Annotated in this window: 20 protein-coding genes; 7 read left to right on the top strand and 13 right to left on the bottom strand. The window is 69.6% G+C overall.

Annotated features, from left to right (window positions below; translation table 11 throughout):
* The coding region (locus ACFFNX_RS17580; protein WP_378202761.1) for a carboxymuconolactone decarboxylase family protein at positions 1-227 on the bottom strand (227 nt) is incomplete at its 3' end.
* 148 nt (positions 228-375) lie between these two features.
* Positions 376-1,713 (bottom strand): alpha/beta fold hydrolase, encoded by a 1,338-nt coding sequence (locus ACFFNX_RS17575; RefSeq protein WP_378202739.1) that lies wholly within the window; start codon positions 1,711-1,713, stop codon positions 376-378.
* 70 nt (positions 1,714-1,783) lie between these two features.
* Here ACFFNX_RS17575 and ACFFNX_RS17570 point away from each other — a divergent pair, with 70 nt between their 5' ends.
* Positions 1,784-2,392 carry a TetR-like C-terminal domain-containing protein gene (locus ACFFNX_RS17570; protein WP_378202736.1) on the top strand — a complete coding sequence of 203 codons (609 nt, stop codon included), beginning with the start codon at positions 1,784-1,786 and terminating at the stop codon, positions 2,390-2,392.
* Between the two features lie 102 nt (positions 2,393-2,494).
* Positions 2,495-2,947 (top strand): YdeI/OmpD-associated family protein, encoded by a 453-nt coding sequence (locus tag ACFFNX_RS17565; RefSeq protein ID WP_378202733.1) that lies wholly within the window; start codon positions 2,495-2,497, stop codon positions 2,945-2,947.
* A 26-nt stretch (positions 2,948-2,973) separates the two neighbouring features.
* On the opposite strand, the gene ACFFNX_RS17560 is transcribed toward ACFFNX_RS17565, so the two are convergent.
* The 6 genes from ACFFNX_RS17560 to bla (ACFFNX_RS17535) form a co-directional block, all read right to left on the bottom strand.
* On the bottom strand, positions 2,974-5,142 hold the full coding sequence (locus ACFFNX_RS17560; protein ID WP_378202730.1) for an ATP-binding protein: 2,169 nt from the start codon (positions 5,140-5,142) through the stop codon (positions 2,974-2,976).
* Positions 5,143-5,658, bottom strand: coding sequence for a DUF6879 family protein (locus ACFFNX_RS17555; RefSeq protein WP_378202727.1), 516 nt, complete (start codon positions 5,656-5,658; stop codon positions 5,143-5,145).
* A 445-nt stretch (positions 5,659-6,103) separates the two neighbouring features.
* Positions 6,104-7,009 (bottom strand): serine hydrolase, encoded by a 906-nt coding sequence (locus ACFFNX_RS17550; RefSeq protein ID WP_378202724.1) that lies wholly within the window; start codon positions 7,007-7,009, stop codon positions 6,104-6,106.
* 109 nt (positions 7,010-7,118) lie between these two features.
* Positions 7,119-7,757, bottom strand: a complete 639-nt coding sequence (locus ACFFNX_RS17545) for a LysR family transcriptional regulator (protein ID WP_378202721.1) — start codon at positions 7,755-7,757, stop codon at positions 7,119-7,121.
* A gap of 52 nt (positions 7,758-7,809) precedes the next feature.
* The gene (locus ACFFNX_RS17540; RefSeq protein WP_378202718.1) at positions 7,810-9,072 is read right to left on the bottom strand and encodes an MFS transporter; all 1,263 of its coding nucleotides are present in this window, start codon (positions 9,070-9,072) and stop codon (positions 7,810-7,812) included.
* A 5-nt stretch (positions 9,073-9,077) separates the two neighbouring features.
* Positions 9,078-10,055, bottom strand: coding sequence for a class A beta-lactamase (gene bla, locus ACFFNX_RS17535; RefSeq protein ID WP_378202715.1), 978 nt, complete (start codon positions 10,053-10,055; stop codon positions 9,078-9,080).
* 185 nt (positions 10,056-10,240) lie between these two features.
* Between bla (ACFFNX_RS17535) and bla (ACFFNX_RS17530) the strand changes: the two genes are divergently transcribed.
* A complete protein-coding gene (bla, locus tag ACFFNX_RS17530) occupies positions 10,241-11,167 on the top strand; it encodes a class A beta-lactamase (RefSeq protein WP_378202712.1) in 927 nt (308 codons plus the stop codon).
* A 9-nt stretch (positions 11,168-11,176) separates the two neighbouring features.
* On the opposite strand, the gene ACFFNX_RS17525 is transcribed toward bla (ACFFNX_RS17530), so the two are convergent.
* The 3 genes from ACFFNX_RS17525 to ACFFNX_RS17515 form a co-directional block, all read right to left on the bottom strand.
* On the bottom strand, positions 11,177-11,716 hold the full coding sequence (locus tag ACFFNX_RS17525) for a CbrC family protein (RefSeq protein ID WP_378202709.1): 540 nt from the start codon (positions 11,714-11,716) through the stop codon (positions 11,177-11,179).
* 37 nt (positions 11,717-11,753) lie between these two features.
* Positions 11,754-11,972: a hypothetical protein gene (locus ACFFNX_RS17520; RefSeq protein ID WP_378202706.1), complete on the bottom strand. Its 219-nt coding sequence runs from the start codon at positions 11,970-11,972 to the stop codon at positions 11,754-11,756.
* Positions 11,973-12,426: 454 nt separating this feature from the next.
* A complete protein-coding gene (locus ACFFNX_RS17515) occupies positions 12,427-13,098 on the bottom strand; it encodes a TetR/AcrR family transcriptional regulator C-terminal domain-containing protein (RefSeq protein WP_378202703.1) in 672 nt (223 codons plus the stop codon).
* 75 nt (positions 13,099-13,173) lie between these two features.
* Here ACFFNX_RS17515 and ACFFNX_RS17510 point away from each other — a divergent pair, with 75 nt between their 5' ends.
* Positions 13,174-14,601: an MFS transporter gene (locus ACFFNX_RS17510; protein ID WP_378202700.1), complete on the top strand. Its 1,428-nt coding sequence runs from the start codon at positions 13,174-13,176 to the stop codon at positions 14,599-14,601.
* A 56-nt stretch (positions 14,602-14,657) separates the two neighbouring features.
* Here the strand turns inward: ACFFNX_RS17510 and ACFFNX_RS17505 are convergent, their stop codons facing one another.
* Entirely contained in the window at positions 14,658-15,767 is a 1,110-nt protein-coding gene (locus ACFFNX_RS17505; protein WP_378202697.1) for a S8 family peptidase, read from the bottom strand.
* Between the two features lie 164 nt (positions 15,768-15,931).
* Between ACFFNX_RS17505 and ACFFNX_RS17500 the strand changes: the two genes are divergently transcribed.
* Entirely contained in the window at positions 15,932-16,372 is a 441-nt protein-coding gene (locus tag ACFFNX_RS17500; RefSeq protein WP_378202695.1) for a sterol carrier family protein, read from the top strand.
* A gap of 10 nt (positions 16,373-16,382) precedes the next feature.
* On the opposite strand, the gene ACFFNX_RS17495 is transcribed toward ACFFNX_RS17500, so the two are convergent.
* A complete protein-coding gene (locus tag ACFFNX_RS17495; protein ID WP_378202693.1) occupies positions 16,383-17,207 on the bottom strand; it encodes a TetR/AcrR family transcriptional regulator in 825 nt (274 codons plus the stop codon).
* Between the two features lie 156 nt (positions 17,208-17,363).
* Here ACFFNX_RS17495 and ACFFNX_RS17490 point away from each other — a divergent pair, with 156 nt between their 5' ends.
* A complete protein-coding gene (locus ACFFNX_RS17490) occupies positions 17,364-18,137 on the top strand; it encodes an ABC transporter ATP-binding protein (protein ID WP_378202690.1) in 774 nt (257 codons plus the stop codon).
* Positions 18,134-18,641 (top strand): FtsX-like permease family protein (locus ACFFNX_RS17485; protein WP_378202687.1); only part of this gene is annotated, 508 nt, incomplete at its 3' end. The genes ACFFNX_RS17490 and ACFFNX_RS17485, both read left to right, overlap by 4 nt.

Genomic DNA, 18,641 nt, shown 5'->3' with positions numbered 1-18,641 from the left:
GCCGCGATGAGGTTGAGGCGTAGTGAGGTCTCTCCGGCGTGCGCGGCGTCCTTGGTGTGCATGTCGAGACAGACGCTGCAACCGTTGATCTGGCTGGCGCGGATCTCCACCAGGTGCCGCGTCGCGGCCGGCAGCGTCGAGTTCGACACGGCCGCGCTCGCCGAGACGGCGTACTTCACGACCTTGGCCCCGACCGGGTTGTCGGCGAGGTCGACACGGGTGTGCATGCTGATCTCCTTTTCGAATCCGCTCTCACCCCTACCGACGAAACGGCCCGGCGAAGTGTGAGGGCCGCCCCCGGCCTTTCGGGGGACGGCCCTCACGCGGTGTTCTCGCAGCGCGGCAGAGGACACCGGCGGATGTCCGCCGGAGCCGTCATCTGTGGTCGTGAAGGAGCGCGGGGATGTCGGCGCGGGTCGGGTAGTTCGGCAGGGGAGCCGGTTCGCCCTGGAGGAACGCGTCGATGACGGCGGAGGCTCGTTCGTTGTTGTCGTCGAGGCCGTTCCACATGTGATGTCCGACGCCGGGCAGGTACTGGGTGCGCTGGATGGCGGGGTCGTCGGCCAGGACGGAGGTCTCCCACTGGCGGACCTGTGCGGAGCATTCGGCGATCATCAGCATCGCGGGGGTGCGGGAGCGCCTCAGCTGCGGGGCGATGGAGGGTGAGTCCTTGATCGTCTGATCGACGTGGAGGCTCGCGGCGGCGCTGAAGGAGAAGTTCTGCGCCGTGTCCTCGGCGGGGATGCGGTGCGCGTCCCGTGCGCAGTAGCCGGATGCGGTGTCGCTGCCGAGATCGGCGGCCTTGAAGGCGTTGTCGCCCTCGGCCTGCCCGATCAGGCCGGTGCCGGGCGACAGGAGCCCGAGTCGCATGAGCCCGAACGCGACGGCGTACCGGGGGACATGTGTCGACCGCGGACCGGCCATGGCGGGCGCGAGGCCGCGGGCGGACGGCCGTCCCTTCTGCCCGGTGATCCGTGCGGTGGGGCCGTCCATCGGACCCGGCTCGGCGATGATCGCTCGGTGCATGTGGGCGGCGACGCCCGGGTCGGCCAGGGCGCGGGTGAGCACGACCGCGCCTGAGGAGAATCCGAGGACGTCGGCCCGGCCCTTGTCCAGGTGGTCGATGAAGGCATCGAGGTCGCGGACCGACCTGGCGATGGTGTACTGGTCCATGGGAAGCAGGTCGCTTCGCCCGCCGCCGGCCTGCTCGTAGGCGTAGACGTCGTAGCCCTGGCTCGCCAGACGTCGCAGGAATCGGTGGTCGAGCACCGAGATGCTGCGGACGGGTCCGCCGTTGAGGTACACCAAGGGCGTCGCGTGCCGGGTGCCGTCCGGGGCCGCGGGCGGGTAGTGGTAAACGGCGACCCGGCTTCCGGTGGCCAGGCGCCAGTGCTGCGTCGTTGCGAACGGCAGGGCGGGCGGGTACCGCCGCTCCGTGGGCGCGGTCGGGACGCAGACCGACGCCGTCAGCGCCGCGGCGACGATCACCGGCACGAACGGCACGAGTCGTTTCGGCCACGTACGCCGGCGGCCCCGCCACAGTGCGGCGGCGGCCCCGGCTCCGAGGGTGATCAGCCATGCGGCGAGCCCCGAGCCCGCCCCGTCCGTCAAAACGATCAGCACGAGAAACAGGACGGCCAGCCCCACGACGGCGGCGAAGGCCAGGCCCAGGCGGCCGGTGAAGCGGACAAGACGGATGAAGGATTTCGGCATCAAGGCCCCTGCGATAGTTTCCAAACGTTGTTTCAAAACAACGTTAGCAGCTCGGCTAGGCTTGGTCGTCATGGGTAGGCCGAGGACGAACGACGACACCGTGAAAGAGCGCCTGGTCGAGTCCGCGACCGAGATGTTCGCCACACGCCCGCGAGAGTCGATCACCGTCCGCGCTCTGGCCGCTGCCGCCGGGACCTCGACCGCGGCCCTGTACTCGCTGTTCGACGGCAAGGACGCGCTGATCGGCGAGGTGCGTAACAGGGCGGTCGTCGGACTGTTCCGGGATCTGTCGGCCGTGCCGACCTCAGCGGACCCTCTCGCCGACCTCTATGCGCTCGCCGTCGCGTACCGGCGATGGGGGCGCGAGCACAGCCACCTCTACACGGTGTTGTTCGGTGGTGTGCAGACCTTCGACCCGTCGGGTACGGTCGGCGCCGGCGACCCGGTCCGGCCGCTCATCGCCGCGATCGACCGTGGGCTGTCGGCGTCCGTACTCGCCGGCGACACGACGTCCATCGCCCTCTCGATCTGGGTGACCCTGCACGGGCTCGTGACCCTCGAACTGGCCGGGGCACTCGACGCCGCCACGGGCGAGGCCACGTTCCGATCCACGTTCCTCGCCACGCTGCGTGGCTGGACGCCCGGGGTTCCAGTCCTCGACTACGGGTCCAAGAGCTGATCAGAGACGCCGCAGATCCCAGGTGCTTCTCTCGTGGCGGCCGGCCTCGGCGCTCCGGATGTGGCGGGGATACCGCGCGGACCGAGCGGCATACTCTGCCCCATGAGATTCCGCGCGACGGTCCAACTGGACGGCAAGACCGCTACCGGCATCGACGTTCCGGCCGAAGTCATGGAAGCGCTCGGGGGAGGCAGGCGTCCGGCCGTGAAGGTCACCATGAACGGCCACACCTATTCGAGCACCATCGGGACGATGCGGGGAGTGGCCAAGATCCCGCTCAGCGCCGAGAACCGCAAGGCCGCCGAGGTCAAGGCCGGTGACGAGGTCGACGTCGAGGTCGAACTCGACGACTCCCCGCGCGAGGTGGCCGTCCCCGACGACCTCGCGCAGGCCCTGCACGGCGACGAGGAGGCCGAGCGCTTCTTCGAGGGCCTGTCCCCGTCCCGCAAGAAGGCGTACGTGTCCTGGATCGAACAGGCCAAGAAGACGGAGACGCGGGAGCGCCGTGTCACCCAGGCGGTCACAGAACTGAGCGAGGGCAAACCCCGGCGCTGAGCCCCGACGGCGCAGCCGCTTGACGATCAGCCGTCGTCTAGGTTCGCGAGGCGTTCGCGCGCCTCGGCCGCTCGCGGATCGGCGAGGGACTCATAGAGTTCCGCGGCCCGACGCCAGCAGTCACCGGCCGCGCCCGGGTCGCCGGAAGCGCGCAGAACCTCGCCGAGCCGGATGAGCGATTCGGCCTGGCGCCGGCGGTCGCCGAAGTCCTCGAAGATCGCGAGCGCCGTACGTAGCGCGGACTCCGCCTCGCGGCCGTCTCCCACGGCGATGTAGCTCGCCGCCAGGTCGATGCTGCCCCAGGCGACGGTCCAGGTATCACCGAGCTCTTTGAAGATTCCCACTGCGGCGATGCCGCGGGACACAGCGGTGGGCGGGTCGCCGAGTATTCGGGCGCACTTGCCCAGGCTAAGAAGCGCCATGCCCTCACCACGGCGGAACTCACCGGCGCGGAAGACCCGGAGCGCCGATTCGAAGAGTCGGGAGGCGGTGTCGTAGTGTCCGTGCGCCTCATGGACGAGGCCCTGGCCACGCAGGCCGAACCCCTCAAGCCACCCGACGGCGATCTCGTGGGCTATCTCGGCAGTCTGTTCGTACCTTTCGGCCGCATCATCGAGCCGACCGTCACGCCAGGCGGCATCACCCAGTATGGACAGGCTCACAGCTTCGCCAAGACGGTCTCCCAGTGTCCGTGCCGCATCGAGTCCCACGGCGACGGTCTCTTCCCATTCCGTCCAATAGGATCCGAGCTCGAGGTAGCCGCTGACGGCGATGGCCAGCTTCCAGACGATGTCGAGTTGCGCCAGTTCGAACGCCTGCCGCAAGGCTGCGTGCAGGTTCAGACGCTCGGAGTTGAACCAGCGCATCGCCGCTGGACCGGTCTCGAACCTCTCGATCACCGATATGTCGCCCGCCGGGATGAGCGGGAACGACGCGGAGTACGGCAAAATAGCGCGGCGGCCTGCGTCCGCAGTGAGCAGATACCAGGTCAGGAGCCGTCGAGCGGACTTGATCCGGGTTTCCTGGCTCTCTTCCGCGACGGCACGTTCAAGCGAATACACCTGAACCAGATCATGCAGGTGGAACCGGTTCGCTGTTTTCTCTTGGAGTAGATGCGCGTCGGCGAGAGCCCGGAGGTGCCGCTTGGCGGTCGTCGCATCGCTCCCGGTCAGAGCGGCCGCGGCCTCGACACCGATGTCCGGTCCCTCGTGCATGCCGAGCAGGCGGAATGTCCTGCGCAGCTCGGGAGACAACGCGTGGTACGACCACGAGAAGACGGCACGGGTGTCGCTGAGCTCGTCTTCCGCCGAGGCCATCGCGTCGAGACGGTGCTGCTCACCCACCAGTTCGTCGACCAGCTCCGCCAACGACAACCGCGGACGGTTGACGGCACGCTCCGCCACGATCCGAAGGACGAGCGGCAGGTGGCCGCACAACTCGGCAAGCGTGAGCGCGCTCACCGATTCGGCGGCTACTCTCGAACTGCCCATCAACTCGCTGAGCAATTGGACGGACTCTCCAGGTGAGAGGACATCCAGAGTCACGCGTACGGCCCCTTCTCTCGCTACCAGACTGGATAGTGAGCCCCGACTCGTCACAACAGTGCAACACTCCGGTGACGCCGGAAGTAAGTGTCGGACGTGGGTAGAAGAAGAGGCGTTGTCGATGAGTACGAGAACGCGCTTGCCGTTCAGAACGGATCGGTAGAGCGCAGCGCGCTGGTCAAGCGCTTCCGGGATGCTTTCGGCGGGAACGCTCAGTGCCCGCAGGAACAGATCGAGTGCCTGCGCCGGGGCAAGGGCGGATCCAGGGCCGTACCCCTGCATATCGACGTAGAGAGCTCCATCCGGGAACCGGTCGCCGACACGATGTGCCCAGTGCAGTGCCAAGGCGGTCTTACCGACGCCCGGTGCCCCTGCGACCGCGGACACGACAGCGGTCGTGCGGTGCCCGGCCTCCGCGCCGAGATGCGCGTCAAGCAGGTGGTCCAGCCGATCGAGATCATTCTTGCGGTTGACGAACGCGCTGGGTCCCATCGGGAGCTGATGGGGCGGCGGGAACCGGTATCGGACCTTCGGCAGATGGATATCGCCATGAATCGCTCCAGCCTGCATGACGATATCGGCATCGCCGGAAAAGTCGTTGGCGACACCCGGCTCATCATTCATGTCATACCATGCGTCGTGGGCGAACAATTATGGTGCGGGCTGGTAGTCGGCGTGATCGATCGCACGTTCCCATACGGGCTCAAAAGCGTCGACACAAATTTTCACGACCCGTGGGTCCGTAACGATCTCATGCCCTAGGTATGTGCCGTCGCCCGCGAAATAACCAAAGCGTACGAGCTGATCGTCGAACACCCAGAAGTCATTGCCCGGCAGGACGAGATCCGAAGCTTGGCGACGCGGCAGCCACCGGACACGCTCTCCAGCAGGGATGTTCAGCCGAGGAGTCACCTCGTACTCATGTCGGATGAAGTCTGTCAACGGTTCCGAGACGACGCGAGCCCGGCGTATGTTCACGCCGCGACTCACGGTTTTTTCCACGACATCGAACCAGCCTCGAAAGCGTTCGACCGGGTCAATATCCCTACCGGCCTTCCAATCGAGATACACGGGGTCATCAGGGGTATAAGTATCTCGCATCTCCAAATGTATTGCTGATCTCATGCATTTGGAAAAAAGTTCATCGAAGGTCGGCCGCTCCGTCACTACATGCCTCCTGAATTATTTTTCGCATGCGCGTTGGCAGCCTCACGATCCGCTCGTCACCGGCGATCGGGCTCCGGGTCGAGACCTCGGACAGGGTGGCAGCCTCGGCGACCTCCCGCCCCTGGAAGAGGAAGTCACCGGTCTCCTCGTCTACCCAGACGGATGGGCAATTCTCGCCGTTCGTCCCCGGGTCGATCCCAATGAATCTTAGCCTCATGCCTCTGCCTCCCGACCAGAGTCGATCCCTCTTCAGGTAAGAGTCACTCTAAAGAATCAGCAGGTCAAGGGGGGAATCACCTAAGGGATACGCACCTATATGCGCCCCCGCATAATGACTAGCGAGGTGCCGGGGGCAGTGCACATCAGTAATGACGAATTAACGCGCTGTGAGCTAATCAGGATCATTGGTGTTGCTCATGTGATTACTCGTCGGCGGCGTCGTGCGCTACGCGTGGCGGAGTGATTCGACGGCGAGGTGGGCGGCGGTGCCGATGACGGCGTCGGCTTGGGGTAGGACGGCCGTCGGCAGGAGGGAGCGGGTGAAGACGGCCACGGCGTAGCGGCCGCCGTCCGGGTATTCCACCACGCCGATCTCGTTGCGGATCGTCAGCAATGTGCCGGTCTTACCGCTGACCACCACGTCGTCGTACGGGAAGCCGGACGACAGGCGGTGTGGCCAGACCTGGAGGCCGAGGAGGCGGCGCATGGCCGCGCACTCGGCGGGTGGTGCGGCCTCGTCGCGCCAGATCAGGCCGAGGAGCCGGGTCATCTCGCGGGGGGTGCTGTGGCTGGTGCGGAGCGGGTCGAGGGCGCGCAGGCGGTTCATCGTGCCGGGTTCGTCCAGCCGGGCCCAGACCTCGCCGAACGTCGTCGCTCCGGCGTCGATGAAGATGGTGTCGAGCAGGTGGCGGCCGTCGCCGTCCACCACGGTGGTGGGCAGGTCGAGGGCGGCGGCGGTCGTGTTGACCGTGTCCAGGCCGACTCGGTCCAGCACGACGTCGGCAGCCGTGTTGTCGCTCACCGTGATCATGAGGCAGGCGAGGTCGCGCAGCGACATGCGGACCTCGTCCAGCAGGACGGACACGCCGGTCGGTCCGGACGTGCGGTCCTCGGGGCGCAGCGTGATGGGTTCGGTCGGGTCGAGCAGGCCTTCGGCGGTCTGACGGTGGAAGGCGACTAGCAACGGCACCTTGAAGACGGAGGCGAGCACGACGGGCTCGTCGGCGCGGACCGCGACCTGCCGTCCGGTGTCGATGTCGGTCGCGTGCAGGCACCCGGTCACCCCGGCGTCGTGGAACGCCGCCTCGATCCGCGCGTGCGCGTCCGCTCGCAGACCACCAGGCGCGGTCATGCACCCTCCTTCGCCGGAAGGGAGACCGTGCGGGCCGTGTCGTCGCGTTCGCTCATGAGCCCTCCTTCGTCGGAGGGAAAGACCAAGCGGGCTGTGTCGTCGGTTCGGCTCATGCGAGGAATCCCGAGGCCGGGCGCTGGACGACGCGGCGGGCCGGCGCGGTGTCGAGTGGGGTCATGGCCGCTTCGCGGCGCAGTACGGCGGTCGCGACGGCGGTGAAGTCGGCGATGGCGCCGGCCTGGTCGCGGTCGCGGGACTGCCGCCACACGCACGACGTTCGCCAGGTGAGCGGTTCGCCGAGCAGCGGGCGCCAGGTCGCTCCGGCGGCGTCCTCGGTGCGCGGGACCAGCGCCACGGCCGTCCCGGTCTCGCGCAGTTCGAGGCGCAGGTCCGGGCGGTGCTCGCGGAACGCGGCGATCAGCGCGGCGACGATCGGCCCGCCCAGGTCGCTCGGCAGGCCCGCGCGTACGGCGCCGACCTCGCCCAGGCGCGCCCGCTCGGCGACGGAGTAGACGCGGTCCACGCGGACGAGGATCTCACGGGCCTCCTCCAGCAGCAGCCTTCCCGGCGCGGTGAGCTCCACCTTCCGGCTCGACCGGTCGAACAACCGCACCCCGAGTTCCTTTTCCAGCCGCTGGATCCGCTGGCTCAACGGCGGCTGGGCGATGCCGAGACGCTCCGCCGCGCGGCCGAAGTGGAGTTCTTCGGCGACGACGACGAAGCAGTTCAGATGCCCCACCAGGTTCACGACCCAGGATCATATCGATGCCGGTATGGGGGCAGAATCGATAGCCGATTCATTATCTTCCCTGGTCGAGGCGGATGAGAGGCCGGGCACAGGCCATCGCCGACACCGGCCCGAGGATGGTGAGGGCGGCCAGTGCGACCCCTGCGGCCCCGGCGTCGAAGAGCGCGCCGACCACGGGATCGCTCGCGAACACGATCATGCCGGAGAGGAACGAGGACACCCCGAGGTAGGCGCCGATCCGCTCGGGCGGCGCGTACCGGGCGATGGACTGGAAGACCGAGGACTGCATGAGGCCCTGCCCCGCTCCGGCCAGTACGGCGGCCGCCATCAGGCCGGCGACCTGCGGCACGTCGCCGTTCCCGTCCAGTGGAAGGAGCGCCAGGTAGCACGCGCCCATCAGCAGCAGTCCCGCCTGGAGGACCCGTGGCCGGTCGGCACGGCTCCCGGCGGCGCACCACGGCTGCACGACGGCGGTGGCCGCGGCGGCGACGCAGAAGAACACGGTCGTCCAGTTCGACCCGAAGTTCTTGAGGGGCACGACCGTCGTCGTCTCTCCGGCGAGCAGGATGCTGGCGGCGGTCGCCATCGCGAAACGAACGAACGTCCGGTCGCGTACGACGGCCGCCACGCCCGCCGCCATCCCCGTACCGGCTCCGGGGCGAGGGGAGACCCGATCCGCCTCAGGACGGCCGCGCCGGCCCAGGTGCAGGAGGAGGAACAGGCCGCCGGTGATCGCCCAGCACAGTGCGGCGCCGGCCGCGAGAGGCCCGAAGCCGCCGCCTCTCAGGACGGCGAGCCCGGCGAGCGGGGCCACCACGGCGGTGACCTGCCCGCTGACCAGCGACGCGGCGAAGCCGACCGGTCGGTGGGCAGGGGACATCCCGGCGATGATCGCCTGTACGGCCGGCACGTAGAGCGAGCCGCCCGCCCCGAGCAGGCAGGCCGCGCCGAACAGGCCGAGTGGCCCGTCCGCCGTCGCCAGTAGCGCGAAGCTCGCGGTGCGGAGCGCGCAGGCGAGCATCCCGGCGCGGGCCGCCCCGAGCACGTCGATCAGCGCCCCCAGCAGCGGCTGCAGCGCGGACTGAACCAGGAACCGGGTGCCGAGCACCAGGCCGATCGTCCCGGCGAGCAGGTCGGCGTCGTCGCGTAGATGAGCGACGATGTGCCCCATCGCCGCGTAGTAGCCGATCGCCGCGGTGACCTGCATGCCCACGACGGCGGCGATCGCCCGACGGTCGGCGGCGTTCCGCCCGGCCGGACGCGGTGCGCCGGCCGGGCGGGACGTGACGGGGACGGCGGTGCCGCCGATCGGCATCCGGATCAGTTCTGACCGGCCTCGTCGAGCCCGCGGGCGAGGACGGCCGCGGTCTCGGAGACGGCCTTCTCATCGGTGGTGCCGTCGGCGGCCCGGCGGTTGGTGAGGACCACCATGACCACCGGCGCGCCGGACGGCGGCCAGGCGACCGCGATGTCGTTCGTGGCGCCGTACGTCGAGCCGGTGCCGGTCTTGTCGGCGACGGTCCAGCCCTTCGGCAGTCCGGCCCGAATGCGCGCGTCCCCGGTCGTGGTCTTCTTCATCCAGCCGGTCAGGCGGGTCCGGTCGGCGGGCGCGAGCGCGTTGCCCAGGACGAGAGCCCGCAGGTCGCGGGCGTAGACGGAGGGCATGGTGGTGTCGCGCTTCTCGCCGGGCCGCCAGATGTTGAGCTCGGTCTCCCAGCGGTCGAGCCGGCTGACCGGGTCACCGAGCGAACGGTAGAACGTGGTGAGTCCGGTCGGCCCGCCGATCTGCTTGAGCAGCAGGTTGGCCGCCGTGTTGTCGCTCACGGTGATCGCCGCGTCGCACAGGTCGGCCACGGTCATGCCGGTGTCCACGTGCTGCTCGGTGATGGGCGAGTTGTCCACCACCTCGTCGCGCGTGTAGTGGACGACCCGGTCCATCAGCCCGGGGTCGGACCCGCGTGCCTTCCGCAGCACGGCCCCGGCCACCATGGCCTTGTACGTCGAGGCCTCCGGGAACAGCTCGCCGGACCGGTAGCTCAGGACCCGGCCGGTCCCGGTGTCGATCGCGTACGCGCCGATCCGCCCGTGGTGCCGCTGCTCAAGGGCGTGGAGCCGCCGGGCGACCTCCGTCTGGGACGAGGCGGGCGACGCCGCGGGCGCGCGGAGCGATGCCGTGGCGCTCTGCGGCACCGCCTTGCGGATCGTCGTGTCACCGCAGCCGGCAAGGGCGACAAGGGCGGACAGGGCGAGCCCCGCGGCGCCGAGCGCCGTTCGAGATCGTGATGAGCCAGTGCGCATGCGGGAGAGAAGACCAGAGCTCTGCCGATCGTGTCCAATATTGGAATTGATTGATCATTGATATGGATTCACGTATCTTCGCTGTTCAGTACGGCTCGGCGAGGATCGATATCGACTTTTTGATCGATCGCCCCGTGCCATCGATATTGGACACAACGTGATCAACTCTGGTCTGCTCATCGGCCATGTCCGTTGAGCAGACCAGCCCGTCCCGGCGAGCGATGCTGATGGCCGCGGCCCTCCTGCCGCTCACGGGGTGCGAGGCAGATCACCACTCGACCTCCCGGCCGTCGTCCGCGTCGCCGAGCCAGGGCTCCGCCAGGTCGCCGGACCTCTCGCGGTTCGCGGCGCTCGAGCGCAGGTACGACACCCGCCTGGGCGTGTACGCCCTGGCGACCGGTACGGGCGCCGTCGTGGCCTATCGAGCCGACGAGCGTTTCGCGTTCTGCTCCACCTTCAAGACACTCGCCGCGGCGGCGGTCCTGCACCGAAACCCGCTCAGCCACCTGAACCGGCGCGTCACCTACACCAAGGCCGACGTCGACTCCATCTCGCCGATCACTCAGAACCACGTCGCGACCGGAATGACCATCAGGCAACTGTGCGACGCCGCCATCCGCCACAGCGACGGCACGGCCGGCAACCTGCTCATGCGCGACATCGGTGGCCCCGCGCAACTGACCGCCTACCTGCGTGAACTCGGCGACACCGTCAGCCGCATGGACGACTACGAGCCGAAGCTGAACAGGATCCCCCCACACGACCCGCGCGACACGACCACTCCGCGGGCGATCGCCGCCGACTACCGGCGGCTCGTGCTCGGCGACGCGCTGACCCCCGACCGGCGCGCCCTGATCGGCGACTGGCTCGAACGCAACGCCACCGGCGCCGGACGCATCCGCGCCGGGCTTCCCAAGAAGTGGAAGGTGGCCGACAAGACCGGAACCGGCGACTACGGAAGGGCCAACGACGTCGCCATCGTGTGGCCGTCCGACGCCGCGCCGCTCGTCATGGCCGTCATGTCCGACCGATCCGGGTACGACACCCCGTCCAAGGAGGCCCTGATCGCCGAGACCACGAAGCGGATCGTCGCCGACCTCGCCCGCTCGTGACCACGGCGTCTACGTGAAGTCGGAGTACGCGAGGTGCGTACCGCATGAACGGCACTCGAAGAGGTACGCCGTCGGCTGGCCGACGCGGTCGAGGGCCTTCAGATAGCCGTCGATCTGGTCGTCGGTCCAGCGGTGAGTACGGAGCTCGGCCCGCAACGACGACAGCGCCGGCTCGTCCCCGCGCAGTTCGCGCGCGCCCGCCGGGCCAAGGAACGCCGCGCCGTCGCCGCAGTGGAACAGCCAGCGTTCCTGCTGCCACCCGGAGAAGCCCGGGGTGCGCTTAGCGATCGCGTCCACCACCGTGTCATCGGTCCCCGGCGGCGCGAAGACGTCGCAGTAGAGGGCGCCGAATCGCTCGGCCGCGCTGCCGTCGGCGATGCACCAGGGGCAGAGCGCCTCCACGTCCTCCTCGCAGTAGATCGGGCCGGTGTAGATGAAGCCACGCCGCTGTGAACAGGCGGCGCACGTCTGATCCGACGCCCTGATCGAGCCCGTTCCCATCGGGTCCGGGTGGTAGACGAAGACCGGCAACTCCGCATGATCGGTCATCTTGATCACCTTAGGGGCCGCGCCGACGGGCGACCGGTCATGGCCGAATCCCGACGGCCCGTTCCCCGGCCCGCTCCACCGGGACCCGCCGCCGTCGCGGGACCATGGTCGCGGCGGCATCGGCGCCGTGGACGGTGCAGGCGATCACGGCGACGGTGAGGAAGCCGTCGTGGAAGGCCGCGAGCACGGTGGTCAGCAGCTCGACGCGGACCATGGCCGACGGCAGCACCGCGCCGATGACGATCGTGGCGAGCACAGGGCCGCTGGACCAGCCGATGAGCGGCCCCCTCGGACACGCCGTACATCGCGGAGCCCAGACCGAGGCCGGGGAGCACGAAGCCGGGGACGTCGAGGCGGCCGGGGTCGGGCTGTGCGTGACCGGCGAGCAGCACCGCTCCGACGGCGAAGGCGGCCACCCCGATCGGCACGTTCACGAAGAACACGCCCTCGAGGAGCGGGGTCTGGCCGTCCGCGAGTCGCACCCCACCGACCACCGGGTCGAGGTCATCGTCCTCACGGAGGAGGGTCGCCGCCCGGCCGAGCGTGTACACGACCCCGCCGGCCGTCTTCTCCGCCCTGGCCGAGGCCGAGGTCGCCACCCTGTGCGACCTGCTACGCAAGCGGGACACGGCCGGGCCCTGGCGGGCCGGCGACGTCGGCGGTGCGTTCCGGTCACCGATCCGGCGTCGGCGGCACCCCGGCGGCTCGCTTCAACGCCTGGCGGCGAGGGCCTCGACTCCCGCCACGAACAGGTCGATGCCGAAGGCGAACTCCGCCTCCGGGTCGTCGATCTTGGTGAGCGGGCCGGCGGCCGCGATCAGGCAGGGATAGCGCGACCGAGGCAGTGTCTCCATGCTGAGCCGCTTGCGGCGGAGGTGTTCCTCGGCCTCCTCCTCCGTCTGCTGCGGCTTGAGGCCCGGGTCGCCGATCACCAGCGTCGTCACCGTGCGGAGCCCGTGCCGGCACAGCATCGCGCCCTCGGCCGGAGCGAAGCCCGCGTCGGCGAGGATCTTCAGCGCCGCCTCCATGATGTCGAAGCAGTGCTGTGCGGCGTCGGGCTGCGTCGTCACCATGAGCGGCGCCGCGTACGGGTGGGCCCGCAGCACCTCGACCATCGAGTTCATCAGCGTCCGTAGCCGCGACGGCCACGGCGCCGACGGGTCGACCGAGGTGTCGACGAGCGACCACAGCCGGTCGGCGAGGCCGTCCAGCAACTCTTCCTTGTTCTTGAAGTGCCAGTACAGCGCCATCGGCGTGACGCTGAGGTGCTGGGCGAGCCGCCTGATCGTCAGACCGTCCAGGCCCTCCGCGTCCGTCAGTGCCAGCGCCCCGTCGACGACCGTCTCCCGGCTCAGCCGAGCCCGTTCTTCTCCAGTGGCCACTTGACAACTATACGCCGTACAGGGTCTTATACGCAGTACATGTACAACGTATAAGAACAATGTAGAGGAGCGGGGATGACCCCCACGCGACGCTGGTGGACCCTGGTCGGGGTCGCGCTGGCAACGTTCATGACCTTCCTGGACAACAACGTCGTCAACGTCGCGTTGCCGTCGATCCAGCGGGACCTGCACCTGTCCATCTCCGGCCTGGAGTGGATCGTGAGCAGCTACATCCTCGTCTTCTCGGGGCTGATGCTGGTCGGCGGCAGACTGGCCGACGTGTACGGGCGCCGGAGGCTCTTCGTCGGCGGGCTCGTCGTGTTCACCCTCGCCTCACTGGTCGCCGGGCTCGCGACCAGCCAGGAGATGCTCATCGTCGCCCGCGTGCTTCAGGGCTTCGGCGCCGCCGCCAGCATCCCCTCGACCCTTGCGATCATCTCCGCGACCTTCCCGGACCCGAAGGAGCGCAGCCGGGCGGTCGGCGTCTGGAGTGCGGTCAGCGCCCTTGCCCTGGCCCTCGGCCCGTTCACGGGCGGCTTCGTCAGCCAGCGCTGGGACTGGGGCTGGATCTTCCTGATCAACGTGCCGGTCGGCGTCGTCACCGTCGCGATCATGATGGCCTCGATGCGGGAGTCGCGGGACGCCGTACGGCGCCGGCTCGACCTGCCCGGCCTGACCGCCTCGGCGGTCGCGCTGTTCTCCGTCACGTACGCGCTGATCGAGGGGCACAACCAGGGCTGGACCTCGGCGCTGATCCTCGGCGCGTTCGCCGTCGCCGCCGTCGCGGCGGCCACGTTCGTCATCGTCGAGCGGCGCACCGTGGACCCCATGGTCGACATGTCCCTCTTCGGCATCCGCATGTTCAGCGGCGGAACCGGCGCGATGATCCTCTGGGGCTTCGGCGTGATGGGCGTCTACTTCTTCACCGCGATGTACCTGCAGAACGTCCTGGGCTTCTCCCCGACCGAGGCGGGTGCGGCGTTCGTCCCGATGGCACTGATCATGGCCGCGATCGCCCCGGTCGCGGGCGTACTCGCGCGGCGGATCGGCACGCACGTCACGGTGGCGCTCGGGCTGACGCTGAACGCGGCCGGCCTGGTCATGGTCTCGTTCGTCGGCGAGCACGGCCACTTCATGGACCTGATGCCCGCGTTCGTGGCGTTCGGCGTCGGCTCCGGCTTCACGATGATGCCGCTCAACGACGCGATCATCGGTGTGCTGCCGCCCGGCCGCGCGGGCGCCGCGTCCGCCGTCATGAACGCCGCCCGCGAGGTCTCCGGCCTGCTGGGCGTCACGATCGTCGGCGCGATCCTCACCTCACGCCAGGCGGCTCAGCTGCGGGGCGGCGCGACGCCGGTCCACGCGTTCCTGTCCGGTTACCAGCTCGCGCTGCTCATCGCCGCCGCGATCGTCTTCGTCGGCGCCCCGCTCAGCCTCGCCACGCTGCGCGCCCGGCGCCGTACGCCGGTGCCCGTCGAGCCCGAGGCGGTGCCCGTCGCCTGATCCGGCGGCGAGAAAGGGCCGGTCGCGGGGGCGACCGGCCCTTTCTCGCGCTCAGCTCAGAGCGAGCCCTTGTTCAGCAGCCGGTTGTGCGTGCCAGACTTGTTCTTCTTGATCACACCGTTGGCGGCGTGTGCGGTGATCCACTTCTGGATCGTGCCGAACGTCGCCTGCCCGTACGCCGACTTGTACAGCGCCGCGACGCCCGCCACGAAGGGGGACGCCATCGACGTGCCGCTCAGGGACGCGGTGCCGCCCTGATAGGTCGACTTGATGTTCACGCCGGGCGCGTACACGTCCACGCAGGAGCCGTAGTCGCTGAACGACGCGCGGGTGTCGCTGGAGGAGCTGGCCGCCGCGGCCTCGACGCTCCCGGCGCTGGCCGGCGAGCCCTTGCAGGCGTCGGCGCCGTCGTTGCCCGCGGCCACCGCGACGAACACGCCGGACTTGGACAGCGCCGTGACCGCGTCGTTCAGCGCCGTCGACTTCGTGCCGCCCAGCGAGAGGTTGGCGACCGACTTGGCCGCGTGGTTCTTACGGACCCAGTCGACGCCCGCGATGACGTCGGAGGTGCTGCCGGAGCCGTCGCAGTCGAGCACCCGCACCGCGTGCAGCCGTACGTCCTTGGCCACCCCGTACGACGTGGACCCGATGATCCCGGCCACGTGGGTGCCGTGGCCGTTGCAGTCCTCGTCGCCGTACACCGTGTCCGCCCGGCCGCCGAACTGGCCGAGTGTCGTCTCGATACCGGTGTCGATCACGTACGCGTCCACGTCCGAGGCGGTGTGCTTGTACGTGTAGGTGTGCGACAGCGGCGGCTTCGCCTGGTCGATCCGGTCCAGCCCCCACGTCGGGCTCTGCTGCGTCGTGGAGATCTTCATGACCTGGTCCTGCTCGATCGCGGCGACGTCGGGATCGCGCCGGAGCCGGTCGAGCTGGGTCGCCGAGAGCTTCGCGGCGAACCCTCTCGTGAACCGGTGGAGCGTCGGGAAGGCGATCGCGTGCGAGACCTGGTCCGTGTGCTTCATCGTGACGATGTACTGGCCACGAATGCCGTTGTCGGCCGCCATGGCGACCGCGACCTGCGGCGCGATGACCGCGCCGGACAGGGGCATGGCCGCGCACGCGACGGCGGTGAGGCCGAGGAGGAAACGTCGGGGGACCCGCATGGGGGCTCCTTGGATCGGGGGGTTCGTGACCGCGGCCGGTCGGGCTCCCGGGACCGCGGCCGGCCACGGGAATCCCGAAAACCTCCCATAAACACCCTGATCACAGCAACAACATCCGATGACTCATCGTCGAAACCCGCGGACCGGGTACCGTCGGTCCCGCCATGGCCCGACTGAGACCGGAGCGGCTGCGCGCCGCCCTCGACGACCAGCTGATCGCCCTCGGCCGTACCGACGAGGCACCGCCGCCCGACGCTCGCCTGGAGGACGCCGTGGTCGCGGCCGTCCTCGCCGCGTACGACGCCGGCGAGGAGCCCGTACGCAGCGCCCTGCGGGTCACCGTGCGGCTCCTGCTGGAGCGGCTGGCGACGGACTTCCCCGGCCGGTCGGTCGAGGTGCGCGTGCCGCCGTACGCGGCCGTGCAGTGCGTCGAGGGCCCTCGGCACACCCGCGGCACGCCGCCCAACGTCATCGAGACCGACGCCACGACCTGGATCATGCTGGCCACCGGCCGTACGGCCTGGGACGAGGTCCGCGACCGGATCAGCGCGAGCGGCGAACGCGCCGACCTGTCCTCGCGCCTCCCGGTCCGCCCGTACCGGTAGAGAGCCCCGATCAACCGGGCCCGAGGAGTGCGGCGATGCCGTCGAGCATCCTCTGCAGGCCGAACTCGAAGATCCGTTCCGGCTCGGAGGCGTCGTAGGCCTCGGTGCTGAAGCGGGAGACCATCGGCAGCTCGGCGGAGGCCAACGCGTGGCGGATCGTCTCCTGCCGGGCGGCCACCCACTCCTGACGGCTCTGCCGGGTCGCCCTCGCGGCGCGTCGCTCGTACGCCAGTGGCATCGCCGCGCTCTGCAGGTAGGTGCCGATCATGATGGCGACCTGGGTCAGGGTACCGAAGTCCAGCCCGTGCCCGTCGACCGCCCGCATCCGCCAGTCCGTGTACGCCATGAGGTTCGGTGCGAGCGGCGGCCGGGTGGTGGCCGCCACCAGCTGCGGGACCCACGGGTGGGCCTGGTAGATCTCCCATTCCCGGCGGGCGGACAGCTCCAGCTTGGCCCGCCATCCCTCGGGCCCCGGCTCGGGCAGCGGGCGGGCCCCGAACACGGCGTCCACGATGAGCTCGATGAGCTCCTCCCGCCCGGAGACGTAGCGGTAGAGGGACATCACGCCGGCCTGGAGGTGCGTGGCGGTTCGCCGCATCGACACCGCTTCGGCGCCGTGCCGGTCGGCGAGGTCGATCGCGGCCCGCACGATCCGCTCACGGTTCAGGTGCGGGCCCGGTTCGTCCGACGGGGCGGCCTCGTGGGCCGGGGAGACGGACGGCCTGGCGGCCCGCAGCCGGTACGCCCGCGCCCGGCAGGCCCGCGAGCAGTAACGCGGCGGACGCCCGCGCGACGCGGGTCGCAGCGTCCGTCCGCACATCTCACATACCGGCATTTCGCTGCTCTCCTATTTTCGTCACGATTTCGAGCTGTGACGAAAATATAGCCGATGTCGACGGTCTCGCAAGTATCTATGCACATAGACGCAGGTCAGAAATGTGTTTTTGCTTTCGTCAATCCGGCGAGTACGGTGTACTTTATGACTCGTGCAATGTACCCACCGAATGCATCTCCTGTGCTCGCCCTGTACGACGTGACGAAGGTCCACGGCCACGGTGACGCCGCGGTGAGAGCGCTCGACGGAGTGAGCCTCGCCCTGCCCGCGGGCGGGTTCACCGCCGTGATGGGGCCGTCCGGCTCGGGCAAGAGCACCCTGTTGCACTGCGCGGCCGGACTCGACCGGCCGACGTCGGGATCGGTCGTCGTGGACGGCCACGCGCTGGAGAGTCTGGACGAGACCGCTCTCACGCGCCTCAGGCGCGAGCGGATGGGGTTCGTCTTCCAGTCCTTCAACCTCGTCCCGACGCTGACCGTCGCGCAGAACGTGACCCTCCCCCTGGAGTTCGCCGGCCGTCGGAGCAGCCCGGCGGTGGTCCGCACGCTGCTGGAGCGCCTCGGTCTCGCCAACCGGGCGGACCGCATGCCGGCGGAGCTGTCGGGCGGCCAGCAGCAGCGGGTCGCGATCGCCCGTGCGATGCTCGCCCGGCCCGCGGTGCTCTTCGCCGACGAGCCGACCGGCGCGCTGGACACCCAGGCCGCCCGCGAGGTGCTCGACCTGCTGCGAGAGGCGGTACGGGAGTCGGGGCAGACCGTGGTGATGGTGACGCACGACCCGGTGGCCGCCTCCTACGCCGACTCGGTGATCTTCTTCGCCGACGGGCGGATCGACGGTTCGCTCCCGCGGCCCGACGCCGCAACGGTGGCCGCGCGGATGGCGCGGCTCGCGTCGGCGGTCCCCGCGGCGCAGGCGGGAGGCGTTCGATGAAGGCGTTGTCGACGGTGCGGGCGATCCGCGCCCACCGCGGTTCTCACCTCGCCTCGGCGATCGTCGCCCTGACGGGTACGGCCCTGCTCACGGCGTTCGCCTGCCTCCTCCAGACCGGTCTGAGCCGCACCGGGCACGGAGCCACGACGCTGGTGATGCTGCCGGCGATCCTGGGCGGGTGGACCCTGGCGATCGTGACGTTCGGCGTGGTCTCCACGGTCGCGCTGACGATCCAGCACCGTGAACGGGAGATCGCGCTGCTGCGGTCGATCGCCGCCACTCCCGGGCAGATCCGCCGCGGCGTCCTGGCGGAGACGGTCGTCGTCGCCCTTCCCGCGATCGCCGTCGGGCTGCTGCCCGGGGTCGTGCTCGGCCGGTTCGTGCTCGGCCGGCTCGTCGCGACGGGCATGGTCGAGGGCCCGGCGACGCTCGTCGCCGGCGGACCGGCGTTCCTCATCGGCGGCGGCACGTCGCTGGTGGCGGCCGTCGGCGCCGCGCTGACTC

It is taken from the genome of Actinoallomurus acaciae (assembly GCF_042429965.1).
Lineage (GTDB): Bacteria > Actinomycetota > Actinomycetes > Streptosporangiales > Streptosporangiaceae > Actinoallomurus > Actinoallomurus acaciae.
The sequence above is the reverse complement of the archived record's forward strand: the minus strand, read 5'-3'. Positions and strand labels throughout refer to the sequence as shown.